We start from the raw sequence: 12,852 nt of genomic DNA, 5'->3' as shown, positions 1-12,852 counted from the left end.
TTCTCTCAAACACCGTTATTAGTGGGTGACGCCATCCATTGCCACCAATGCCATTAGGTTGTTAAACGAATATGCCGTATTGGTACTTTCATCTCCGAACCCGCCTGCTAGTGGTGATGCATCATTTTTAACCTGCATCGCCAACAATTGTTGCTGACCGGCAGCTTGAAGCGCCTTTTGACCGCTTGCGTTACCAATCATCATGACTAATGCGTAATTGGCAGCAGACTGATCAGTTGTTAACGCGTGCCCGTGCTGGTCATACTGGTTAACCAGTGATTTATGCTTTGTTTGCTGTAACAACCACCGTTCGCTGGATGGTTTCAAACGACCAATTTGAGCAACGTGCAGTAACGTCACTAAGCCTTCTGTGGTGTTAATATTACCAGTCGTATATTTTTGTGTGTGATAATTGTACCTTCGTGCGTAAAATGGCATCTTACGGCTAATAAAACCGCCTTGAACCAAACGCAACTGCTTTTGATAGGTTTTAGTGTTGCCTTCTACCTGGCGTAGCGTCAAAAAATCAAAGTATGACAGCGTACCGGTTTGGGGGCGCTTTTTAGACTGCGGATCGTAAAAGTCTGCAACATGTCCTTGTTTCAAGGCCTGTTTTTGCTGATGATGCCACAGTGACTTAATTTCACGCTGATAATGCTTCGTTCTAAAGGTTTTATCGTACTGGATCAGGGCCCCGATAATCCTCAGGTCATCAAGCGTTGCGTTCACATTTGAGCGCTTTTTTGTCCGTGGGTTATACCGATAGCTAAACTGATTGTGAGCGTAAAAGGTCGTTTTCGTTTGCTGATAAAACTTAGTAAATGCTTCCCGCTGATTCGTGAGTGCAAGATGTTGCAAATACAACCCGGCTGACTCACTCAATAGTTCATTGCCACTAGCAGTGTCGCCACCCGCATTGACTTGATCATTTACGTTTGTTTTAACACCCTGCTTGGTAACCAGCTTGGTCGTCACAAACTTGGTCAGTGCTTGATGAGCAGATTCCAGCGATTGTGCATCGGTATCCGCTTGAACGTTTAACAGTGGGCCACTAACCATCAGTAAAACAAGTAAACTAACAAGGGTTAGGTAACGTCGCCATTGAGTCATATTTCTGATGCCGCCTGATCACTGTTCTTTGGTTCTTTCCGGCCACGCTGTTGTTCCTGTGCCACTGCGATTTGAGCCACTTGATTCAAATAGTTAAATGGCTCATCATAATTGGGCTGAAATAACATGTCGACAAATGATAAATCATCAATCGTATTCTTATTCTGAATGCAAACAGACAATGTGTTCGCGGACTGAGCAACTTCATGTTCACACAACAACTGACCACCAAGAATTCGACGAGAATCCCGATCGTAAACTAACGCAATGGTCAGTTTGGCCGTTGATGGCATGTATGCAGGTCGATAATTACCTTCGTAAGTCGCCGTTGCTGCATTAATCCCCTGTTCTTGCGCGTGTGCCAGCGTGCTCCCGGTCGTTGCTAGCGTGCTTCCAAAGATTTCCATTGCCGATGTCGACTGTGTACCCATATATTTCAAGGTTGGCGTTAATAGGTTCAACCCCACTAAGGTCCCCTGGCGAACAGCCGTGGAAGCCAAAGGTGCATACAGATTTTCGTTCGTTGGATTAAAGTGCACCGCACATGCATCCCCGGCTGCAAAAATATGAGGATCAGAACTTTGCATATAGTCATTGGTCAAAATGGCACCATTCGGTAACATGTCAACCTGCCCGCTTAAAAGACCGGTATTAGGGACAAAGCCAGTGGCAACAATCGCCAAATCGGTGGGATATTGCCCACTTTTCGTCTCCACAAGAATGCCATCACCTGATGGATCAGCGCTAAATCCAGTTACGCGTTCGTGCAAATGTACATCGACTTCGTGGTCAACAAGACGTTGTGTGATATTTTCCGACAACATTTGATCAACTGAATGAACCAAAATCTGTTTATGATTCTGAAATAAGCTGACAACGTGCTCCGTGCTAGCGTAACTTTCCGCTAACTCCACGCCAACATAACCCGCACCCACGATGGTAATGTGTTTGTTTTCCGCAGCTGTTTTATAAATCTGCTTAGCTTGATCATAGTCTTTACACAACAAAACGCGGCTTGAGTCGATTCCCTTCAACGGTGGAACTACTACCGTTGACCCGGTCGTCATAACTAGTCGATCATAGTGAACTGTTTCAACATCTTTACTAATAAGATCTTCGACAACCACCGTTTGCCGTTTTGCATCAATTTTGAGTACATCGTGTTTCACGTGAACGTGGGCGCCTAATTTACGTAGCGCTTCAGGGCTTGAATAAAACATGTCTTCCAAACGTTGAACACGTCCGTCCAAATATAGTGAAATCCCGCACGACAAGAAAGAGATATTGTCATGCCGTTCATAAACCTCAACATCTAAATCCGGATTGGTCACTAGCATCTGACTAATAGCAGCGGTACCTGCGTGTGTACAACCAACAACAATAACTTTCATGAAAGTTCATCCCCAATTTTTAATTAGTAACTTATGACTCTCATAAAGAAAATTACGGTAATGCGGCTATCATAGTCGACTTACCTTAAAATTAACTTTATAAAATGTTTGGTAGCTCTTTTTTTAAGCTGCCAAAACATTGATTAGCTTGATTAAATCAACGATTCTAAACGCTTGACCACAGTTAACCAGCAACTGTACCATAGGTCAAGTAGTTCATCATAATTAACTCAAGTTTGTATTTTCATCATTAACTTGAGTTGCTAATATGTAGGTCTTACGTTTGCAATAAAGGTCGCCTTCGGTTGTCAACATGGAAACACCGGCGTGGGAGCGGTTCAAGCCTCCATAACCCAGAGTCTTTCACCTCGTCGCCAAGCCTCAAAATGCGAGTCTTCGCGACCGTCCCCGTGCTGTACATCAGGAAAACCACCTGATTACAGCACCCTTCACGCCTTAGTTTCCTTGTTGACGCCCTTCGGCTTACATCGCAAACATTTAGGCTGCCGTTAGCTAGAAACAGGTTTGTTAAAAAAGTAACAGCTTATTTCTATAATATAAATGGAGGCGACTAGAGACAGAGTTCCATGTCGACAGCACTTAATGGTGTGGGTTTGACCATTTAGTGCTGTCGGACGAGTGCTGAGACGAACTTTGGCTCAGAATCGAGGTGGAAGACTCTGGTTTTCAGGAGGCTGAGACCGGTCCTCATGGAACGGCGTCTCTGGTCGACGCAACGACAATGGTGTCACAAACAAGAACTGCAAGTTCGACCAAATAAAATACAAAGGATGGATGAGCATGTTTCGTTTCTTTATACAACCTCAATTGAATATCGCCACCAATTCAATTATTGGTTATGAAATGCTCTTAAAAGAGCACACGCCAGACGGTTGGCGTGTCCCAACATCTTTTGACAGCATTACACCACAAAACTGGACGGAATTATTTGTGGCCTCGACTAAACTCTTGTCGCTAAAGATTCATTCCGTGTCTGTCAATCTAGATCGCCGTCAGCTGATGAACGACGACATTGCCAAATCAGTTATTGATGCCCAGGAACGTATGCGGCCAATGCGGGTCGTCGTTGAACTGACTGAACGGGTTGGTAAGGTGCCTTTCACAAACGCCGAGTTAATTCCCCAAATTCAGCAATTTACCAATCGTGGCATGGATTTTAGCCTAGATGACGTTGACAGTGGCGACAATCACTACAACAATATTAAAGACCTCCTGCCTTATGCCGATGAAATTAAGTTTGCTCTGCAAAACTTTAAGCAAGGACTAATGTCGCCCAATATTCGGCAGGAATTAGACACTTGGCTTGGCATTACCCATCAGTATAATCAACGTCTAGTATTGGAAGGCATTGAGGATGAAGTTGGCGACGACATTGCCAACGAAATGGGCATTAACATTCGCCAAGGTTATTATTACGGCAAACCACATTTATTAGCTTTAGGTCAGGATAAATCATTCGCCTAGTTTTGTTAATGGGGCAATCAATTCCGCTGGTCTAACAATACACAACGCACCTATGTGTATTACTTTAAAAAATAAAACGTTATTTTACAAAAATTTAGGCCGATAGCGGTCTAATTCGCATGAATATTTCAAAAAATCGCCTTCCCTAAAATTTTAAGGAAGGCGATTTTTTGAAACCGTAATATCATTACTTTACGACAAAAATGTAAATGTCAGCGGGTGACAGTCCAATCGTGAACTTAACACCCTTAGAATAGATTGGATCAATGGAACTGGAACCACTCTTAACGCTCTTTGTTTCCTTACCGAATTGTTTCATTACACTCTTAGAATCCGCACCAACACCGTTTGTTAAAAGTGCAAAACTCGTACCAAACTGCTTTTGGGTAGCCTTTTGCTTAAACGCCTTGGTCGGTACGATCATCGTTGCGCCGAGAACTTGACCGTTCTGAACGTTCATTCGAATGCGGTAGTCTTTGGTCGAGACAACGTCACTAACGCCATTTGCAGGTGTTTTAACGGGTAACAATTGTCCTTTAGCCTGCTGTTTGGCCGTGGTCATCGCGGCTTGAACATCCTTTTGCAAGGCACCAACTTGAGCAGCAGCCTCTGGGGTTGGTTGTTTCTTCAAACTTGCGGCAGCCTTTTGTAGTGCCATTGCTTTGCCCTGATCAGCTTTGCTTAATTTAGAACCCGTTAGTGCCTGATTGAACGATTTCTGCAAGGCTTGGTAATCAGTCAATGACTTCGCGGCTGAGACATGGATCGTTTTGTGCGAACCATTAGCGGTCAACTTAACGGACTGGCGTTTGGTCGTTGTGGGTACCTGAATAACAAACGTCCCATTACGCACAGTTAATGACTCTTTTGTGTGACCGTCGACTTGATAGGTCACCTTATTAGCATTGGTGTGTCCTTTCACCGCGGCAACCATGCCATCCTGATGATAAGTTTCATGCGTGGTTGTCAGTGATGCGCGCCCACAACCAGCCAAGGTGAGGACGGAAGCTGCAGCAACAACGCCTAATATTGTCTTTCGTTGCATTACGATTCCTCCCCTTCGCTCATGCTGATGTTGCCGGCAAACTGACTATTGTAGAGGTCAGCGTAAAATCCATTAGCGGCCATCAACGCATCATGGTTACCTGTTTCAACAACAGAACCGTGGTTCATAACAATGATGTTATCGGCGTTTCTAATTGTCGATAACCGGTGTGCAACAACGAAACTCGTTCGATTTTGAAGTAACTGTTCCATGGCGTGCTGAATTTGAACTTCAGTCCGCGTGTCAACGGAACTCGTCGCTTCATCAAGAATCAGAATTTCGGGATCCGCGACAAACGCCCGGGCGATCGTTAATAACTGACGTTGCCCCTGAGAAATGTTCGACGCTTCTTCATTCAACACCGTTTTGTACCCTTCTGGTAATTTACGGACAAATTCATCGACGTGAGCCGCTTTAGAGGCGGCCATAATCTCGTCATCCGTAGCGTTTTCACGCCCGTATTTCAAGTTATCCCAGATTGTGCCAGTAAACAGCCAAGTATCTTGAAGCACCATCGCGAAGTGTGAGCGCAAATCTTCACGCTGCAGGTCACGGGTATCTGTACCGTTCAAGCGAATCGAACCGCCCTTAACGTCATAAAAACGTTCCAATAGGTTGATAATGGTCGTCTTCCCAGCACCGGTTGGTCCAACAATGGCGACCTGTTGACCCTTCTTAACAGCTAAGTTGTAATCAGTCATCAGCAGTTCGTCATCGTAACCAAACTGCACGTGATCAAGGGTCAGCAAATTTGGATCATCAGGCTGTGCAGGCAAGTTTGACTGTGTTTGCTTCATTTCTTCTTCATCAAGCACATCAAAGACCCGTTCAGCTGATGCAATCGTTGACTGAATCGTGTTCAGTAAGTTTGCCAACTGCGAAATTGGTTGTGAGAATTGCTGCGTGTATTGGAGGAATGCCTGCACATTACCAAGGGTGACATTCCCGTTAGCAACTTGAATCCCACCGACAATCGCAACAAACACGTAACCAATGTTGTTCAAGAACATCATCAGCGGCATGATGATTCCGGAAATAAACTGCGCTTTCCAAGCCGCTTTATAATACGTTTCGTTCTGCGTTTCAAAGTCCTTGATGGCATCGTCTTCCTTATTGAAGCTCTTGACCACCTCGTGACCTGAGTAGTTTTCTTCAACTTGGTTATTGATCAACCCAAGGCTTTTTTGCTGTTGACCAAAGTAGCGTTGTGATTTCGGTGCCACAACCCCAACAACGACCAAACTGAGCGGAATGGTTACCAATGCGATCAACGTTAATTGCCAGCTAATTGTTAACATCATCCACAAGGTGCCGACAAACGTGACCAAACTAGTAATCGCTTGCGTCAGACTCTGTTGCAGCGTGCTGGCGATATTATCCATATCATTGACCGCACGACTCATAATATCCCCGTTGTTATGCGTGTCGTAATATTTGATCGGCACTAAACGCATCTTTCCTTTAAACTCGCGTCGTAACTTGTACACAGTCCGCTGAGAGATCCGCGTCATAATGTACTGCTGCAGGAAGTTGAACAAGGCAGAAGCCAAATACATAATCAAAACAACAACGATAATATTGAAGACTTTTTCGAAATTGATTGGGTAGTGACTCATGGCAATGCCGGCCTTTTGATGGGCGACACCTGTCATAATCCCTTTGTAGATTTCAGTTGTTGCTTGACCTAAAATCTTTGGTGTACGAATTTGGAACACAACCGCCGTAATGGCGAATACAAGCACCATAATCATGCCAAACCAACGATCTGACATGTATTTCATTAATCGAATAAACGTGCCGAAGAAGTTGTTAGGCTTTTCAACTAAACCAGGGCCTGATCCCGGACCGTGTCCGTGACCGCCAGTTGGTCGTGGTGTCTGTGTTTTCTTTGCATTATCACTCATTACAGACCCGCCTCCCCTTCACGTAACTGAGACCGCATAATTTCTTGATAAACTTTGTTGGACTGTCGCAACTCTTCATGCGTGCCTTTGCCGACTAGCTTCCCGTTATCGAGCACTAGAATTAGATCCGCATCAGCCACTGTGGCAATCCGTTGCGCGACAATCACAACAATACTCTGTTGAATCCGTTTGTCCTGCCGCAGTTGACCACGCAATTTAGCATCGGTCTTAAAGTCCAAAGCGGAGAAGGAATCGTCAAATACATACGTACTGGCATCTTTCACCAACGCACGGGCGATCGCCAACCGTTGACGTTGACCACCAGAGAAGTTTGCACCCCCTTGTTCAACATGGGCGTCCAATCCACCCTCTTCTTTAACGAAGTCGGTTGATTGGGCAATATCTAACGCTTGCCAGATTTCATCATCTGTCGCGTCCTCTTTACCAAACTTCATGTTGTCGCGAATAGTACCAGTAAACAACGTTGCCTTTTGCGGCACCATCGCGACTTCACCATGAAGTGTCTTAACGTCTTGTTGCCGCACATCAACGCCATTCACATTGACGCTTCCTTTTTCAACATCAAAGAAACGAGGAATTAGATTGACCAGCGTTGTTTTACCAGAACCGGTACCACCGATGATGGCCACCGTTTGGCCAGCCTTGGCACTAAAGTCAATGCCGCTTAAAGCAGGCTGTTCTGCGTGACGGTAACGAAATTCAACGTTATTAAACGCCAGTTGTTTGGCTTCGCCAGCGGCTGGAGTAATAGGCTGCTCTGGATCCTTAATACTGGAATCCAGTGACAAAACTTCCTGAATCCGCGTTGCCGAAGCGGCAGCACGAGGCAGAAAGGCCATGACCATTGCGAGCATCATGAAACTCATCAAAACTTGCATAGCATACGTCATGAAGGCAATCATGTTCCCGACTTGCATCGCCTGTGAACTGATCAACTGACCACCAAACCAAACAATGGCAACGTTGGTTGCACTCATAATCAGTGTCATCACAGGATAAGCAAATGCCACAATCGTGTTAACCTTAATCGAATTGTCCGTGTAATCCTGGTTGGCTGTTTCGAAACGGTCCTGTTCAAACTGATCCTGACGGAAAGCTCGAATAACGCGAACACCAGTAAGCCCTTCACGAAAGACCAAGTTCAAACGGTCTGTTTTCGTTTGCATGGCACGGAACCGTGGAATCGCCAGGCCCATAATCAAACCAATACAAATTAGTAAGACAGGAATTGACACCACGAAAATCCATGACAACTGGTGACTCTTGTTATAGGCCAAGAAACTCGCACCAATCAGCATAATCGGTGCCATAATCATCATTCGTAAAGCAATCATGGCAACGTTTTGAATCTGGACCACATCGTTGGTTGTTCGTGTGATCAATGATGACGTTTCTACCTTGTTAAATTCATCATTGGCAAAGTTCATTACTTTGCTGTAGATGTCACTCCGCAAGTTTTGACCTAACTTTTGTGAAGAACGCGCTGCTAACAACACGTTCAACACCGCGGCCGCGACTGACAGTAACGAAAAACCAATCATTTCAAAACCAATTTTCCATATGTAACTAATGTCACCCTTTGCCACCCCGTTATTCACAATATCTGATGTCAAACTGGGTAAGTTTAGGTTGGCTATGACCTGAATAATCATAAAAAATACGGCACCAAGTACCGCCCATAATGAAATTCGGCCCCTAGCTATTTTTAGCATTTAGCACGTTCCTCCTCGTTCATAAGCAAAGATGTGACGATGATTGACACAAAATAAACCTAGCTATTATACGCCAAAGAAAGGCGCATTCTCTAAGTTAATTTACTCAAAATAACTGTAAATTAATTCATTTTTATCAATTGACGTTATATCTGCTATTTCGTCCGTAACAATCTATTTTTCGCACGAAGTAGAGTGAGTATATCACTTATTGTTTCTTATGGAAACTTTTTTAAACTGACTTTTCAGGAATCTTTATTGAAAACAAGATGGTCCGGCTACTGACTGCTCTTGATTTGAGCGCAGTCAGTAGCCGGACCATCTTAATATCCTAAAAAAGCACCAAATGATGCCGTTTACTCAATGCCAACACGTTTGAAAATCTCATCAACATACCGCAGATGACGTTGCACATCAAACACAGCAGTCACTTCGGCCGGCGTCAAATATTGGTTGACGAAAGTACTGGCCATCGCCAATTGCTGAAATGTTTTATTGGTGGTCATTGCCTGTTGCGCCAACTGTTGCACATGGTCGTAAGCTGTTTCACGACTAATGTCTTTGTCAATTAGGGCTAGTAGTAATTGTTGACTGAACACCAGGCCACCACTGGATTCAATATTGTGAATCATCCGGTCCTCATTGACGACCAAATTCGTCATGATGCGATTAAAACGGTTCAGCATGTAATCTAACAGCTCAGTCGTGTCCGGTAAAATGATTCGTTCGGCTGAAGAGTGCGAAATATCGCGTTCATGCCACAAAGATACATCTTCAAAAGCCGTAATCATATGCCCACGAATTACCCGAGCCAAACCCGTAATGTTTTCTGAGCCAATTGGATTGTGTTTATGAGGCATCGCTGAAGAACCTTTTTGCCCAACGGAAAACGGCTCAGCCACCTCACCAATTTCCGTCCGTTGTAAACCACGAATTTCTGTTGCAAAGTTTTCTAAGCTAGTCGCAATGAGTGCCAATACACTCAAATAGTGTGCGTGAAGATCCCGTGGCAACACCTGACTGGTCACAGGCTGTGGTCTTAGCCCGAGTTGATCACAAACATCCTGTTCCACTTGTGGGGGGATATTTGCAAAAGTTCCCACTGCACCGCTTAACTCACCCACAGCCATTTCATCAGTCACTGCTTGTAAACGCGTAATGTCACGGTTAATTTCATCTACCCACCGTGCTAATTTAACGCCAAACGACATCGGTTCCGCCTGAATGCCGTGTGTGCGTCCCATCATTACCGTGTGACGATACCGTTTTGCCTGCTGGACCAACGTGTCTTGTAACGTTTGCAGATCTGTCATCAATAAGGCATTAGCGTCTTTTAATTGCAATGCCTGGGCCGTATCCACAACATCAGTGCTCGTCAGGCCATAATGAACCCACTTTCGTTCATCACCCAGCGATTCGGATAACATGCGTGTGAATGCCACCACATCGTGATGGGTTTCTGCTTCAATTTCCTGCATTCGATCAACGTTTATGACGGCATGCTCACGCAAGGCATCAACATCCGCCTGTGGGATCTTACCTAAGTTTGCCCACGCCTGACACGCAGCTACCTCGACCTTTAGCCATTGTTGTAACTTATTTTTCTGTGACCAAATTTGGCCCATTTCCGGTCGCACGTAGCGATCAATCATGCCATTTCCTCAACTTTCATATCAGCTTGCCAAACATCTTTCAAAACCATTGTCTGTTTACGATCTGGTCCAACAGATAACGTTGCTAATGGTAAACCAGTTAATGACATGACACGTTCCACATACTGGCGTGCATTCTTTGGTAAGTCATCCACTGTTTTACAATTTGTGATATCTTCCGTCCAGCCAGGCAAGGTTTCGTACACTGGTTTGCAACGCAACAAAGCTTCCCGTCCAGCAGGATAACGATCAATTGTTTCGCCATCCAGCTCATAAGCGGTACAAATTTTTAACTCTGGCAAACCGGTCAGAACATCTAAACAGTTTAACGCCAAGTAGTTTAAGCCGGATACACGTTTGGCATGTCGCAAAACGACCGTATCCAGCCAACCAATTCGACGAGGCCGCTTCGTGACTGTCCCATATTCGTGGCCAACCTCACGAATGTGGTCACCTTTCTCGTCATGCAATTCCGTTGGAAACGGACCATCACCAACTCGGGACGTATAGGCCTTTGCTGCACCAATGACGGCTGAAATTCTAGTGGGCCCGATACCTCCACCAATAGTGACACCACCAGCGACTGGGTTAGATGAAGTTACATAAGGATAGGTTCCATGATCAATATCTAGCATTACCCCTTGAGCACCTTCAAATAGCAACCGTTGGCCATTAGCCAGCGCATCATCAAGCACTTTTGAAGTATCGGTTACATATTTGGCGAGCCTTTCAGCATAACCCTGATAAGCCGTTAGTAATGGTTCAAACGCAATCGGTTCCGCACCATACAATTTGGCCAGTAGCTCATTTTTAGCTACGACATTGCGAGCCAGTAGTGTCTTAAATGTTTCTGGTTCCAATAAATCAGCTACTCGAATGCCAATTCGTGAAGCTTTGTCCATGTAAGCAGGGCCAATACCCTTATTCGTTGTTCCAATCTTACTGCCTTTTTTACTGGCCTCTTCTAATTGATCTTGCAAAATGTGATATGGAAAAATCACGTGAGCACGATCAGAAATTCTTAAGTTATCGGTACTAATGCCACGTTCATGTAAGTAATCAATTTCAGCTAACAATGTTTTGGGATTCAGCACGACGCCGTTGCCAATCAAACATTGTTTATCACTTTCAAAAATTCCCGAAGGCAATAGTTGTAGCTGGTACTTTTCGCCGTTAAAGGTAATGGTGTGTCCCGCATTATCGCCACCTTGGTAACGTGAAATCACGTCAGCCTGCTGACTGACAAAATCGGTAATCTTTCCTTTACCTTCGTCGCCCCATTGACTCCCAACAATCACTACTGCTGTCATTATGTCACCTCAAATTTTATTTATCGAACAACAATGAGAACTATAACAGGTAAAGTTCGGATAATCAACTAAAACTGTATAATATAATTATCAATAAATTTATTGTTCTTGTTTTAGCGAATTTTAATTTGACAGTGAGATTCAAAACGATTATTGTATCTCGTGTTGACGAACTTTAATCAATAAATGACAGAAAGAGGTTTTCACCTTCATGGAAATATTTGATTATGAAGACGTTCAGTTGATTCCCAATAAATGTTTGATTGAGAGTCGCTCTCAGGCGGATCCAAGTATTACGTTCGGTGGGCATCACTTCAAGATTCCTGTGGTCCCAGCAAACATGGCAACTGTCATCGATGAACAGTTAGCAACCTGGATGGCCGAACACGATTACTTTTATATCATGCACCGCTTCGAGCCAGAAACCAGATTACCTTTTGTTCGGAAAATGGCTAAAAAGCATCTCATTAGTTCCATCAGTGTTGGTGTAAAACCGAACGAAAAACAGTTTATCGATGATTTGACCAGTGAAAAGCTAACACCAGACTTCATTACTATTGATGTCGCCCACGGTCATGCCAACAGCGTTATTGAAATGATCCATTACATTAAGAAACGTCTCCCAAAGACATTTGTGATTGCTGGTAACGTGGCAACACCGGATGCCGTTCGTGAGCTTGAAGACGCTGGCGCCGATGCAACAAAAGTTGGTGTTGGCCCTGGTAAAGTCTGCATTACGAAGCTGAAGACTGGTTTTGGTACCGGTGGTTGGCAGCTTGCCGCAGTTCGCTGGTGTGCAAAGGCCGCGCGCAAGCCAATTATTGCGGATGGTGGCATCCGTCACAATGGCGATATTGCTAAATCCATTCGCTTTGGTGCCAGCATGGTTATGATTGGTTCGCTGTTTGCCGGTCATCGTCAGTCACCAGGCCATGACATCATGATTAACCACCGCCACTTTAAGCAATATTATGGTTCAGCCTCTGAAAACCAAAAAGGTGGCCGTAAGAACGTTGAAGGAAAAGATATCTTAGTCGATTATCGTGGTGAAATCAGCGATACCTTAACTGAAATGACAGAGGATCTTCAATCCTCCATTTCATATGCAGGTGGAAGTGACCTTATGGCACTAAAAACCGTTGACTATGTCATCGTGCGCAACACCATTACAAATGGCGATTAATTAAAACTCAAAAAAGGGCGCTGCCAAGTTCTGATTAAA

General features: G+C 44.5%; 9 protein-coding genes. 2 read left to right on the top strand and 7 right to left on the bottom strand.

The annotated features are described in order from the left end of the window. Nucleotides 1-18 precede the first annotated feature (18 nt). A complete protein-coding gene (locus tag G400_RS0103475; RefSeq protein WP_017262568.1) occupies nucleotides 19-1,110 on the bottom strand; it encodes a hypothetical protein in 1,092 nt (363 codons plus the stop codon). Then, a complete protein-coding gene (locus G400_RS0103470; protein ID WP_017262567.1) occupies nucleotides 1,107-2,501 on the bottom strand; it encodes an FAD-dependent oxidoreductase in 1,395 nt (464 codons plus the stop codon). The genes G400_RS0103475 and G400_RS0103470 overlap by 4 nt, the downstream gene beginning before the upstream one ends. A gap of 801 nt (nucleotides 2,502-3,302) precedes the next feature. On the opposite strand from G400_RS0103470, the gene G400_RS0103465 reads away from it, so the two are divergent. Next, on the top strand, nucleotides 3,303-3,986 hold the full coding sequence (locus G400_RS0103465; protein WP_017262566.1) for an EAL domain-containing protein: 684 nt from the start codon (nucleotides 3,303-3,305) through the stop codon (nucleotides 3,984-3,986). A 187-nt stretch (nucleotides 3,987-4,173) separates the two neighbouring features. Here G400_RS0103465 and G400_RS0103460 read toward each other — a convergent pair whose 3' ends face one another. The 5 genes from G400_RS0103460 to G400_RS0103440 all read right to left on the bottom strand — a co-directional run bounded on the left by G400_RS0103460 (nucleotide 4,174) and on the right by G400_RS0103440 (nucleotide 11,630). Beyond that, a complete protein-coding gene (locus tag G400_RS0103460) occupies nucleotides 4,174-5,031 on the bottom strand; it encodes a hypothetical protein (RefSeq protein WP_017262565.1) in 858 nt (285 codons plus the stop codon). Then, on the bottom strand, nucleotides 5,031-6,935 hold the full coding sequence (locus G400_RS0103455) for an ABC transporter ATP-binding protein (protein WP_017262564.1): 1,905 nt from the start codon (nucleotides 6,933-6,935) through the stop codon (nucleotides 5,031-5,033). Before G400_RS0103455 ends, G400_RS0103460 begins: the two co-directional genes overlap by 1 nt. Continuing rightward, on the bottom strand, nucleotides 6,935-8,668 hold the full coding sequence (locus G400_RS0103450) for an ABC transporter ATP-binding protein (RefSeq protein WP_017262563.1): 1,734 nt from the start codon (nucleotides 8,666-8,668) through the stop codon (nucleotides 6,935-6,937). The genes G400_RS0103455 and G400_RS0103450 overlap by 1 nt, the downstream gene beginning before the upstream one ends. Before the next feature lie 356 nt (nucleotides 8,669-9,024). Next, complete coding sequence (gene purB / locus G400_RS0103445) at nucleotides 9,025-10,320, bottom strand: adenylosuccinate lyase (RefSeq protein WP_017262562.1); 1,296 nt, start codon at nucleotides 10,318-10,320, stop codon at nucleotides 9,025-9,027. After that, on the bottom strand, nucleotides 10,317-11,630 hold the full coding sequence (locus G400_RS0103440; protein WP_017262561.1) for an adenylosuccinate synthase: 1,314 nt from the start codon (nucleotides 11,628-11,630) through the stop codon (nucleotides 10,317-10,319). The genes purB and G400_RS0103440 overlap by 4 nt, the downstream gene beginning before the upstream one ends. Before the next feature lie 211 nt (nucleotides 11,631-11,841). On the opposite strand from G400_RS0103440, the gene G400_RS0103435 reads away from it, so the two are divergent. Then, nucleotides 11,842-12,813 (top strand): GMP reductase, encoded by a 972-nt coding sequence (locus tag G400_RS0103435; RefSeq protein ID WP_017262560.1) that lies wholly within the window; start codon nucleotides 11,842-11,844, stop codon nucleotides 12,811-12,813. The last annotated feature ends 39 nt before the right edge of the window (nucleotides 12,814-12,852 follow it).

The sequence above is a fragment of the Furfurilactobacillus rossiae DSM 15814 genome (assembly GCF_000428925.1).
Classification (GTDB): Bacteria; Bacillota; Bacilli; order Lactobacillales; family Lactobacillaceae; genus Furfurilactobacillus; species Furfurilactobacillus rossiae.
This window is presented reverse-complemented; position numbering and strand designations above follow the sequence as displayed.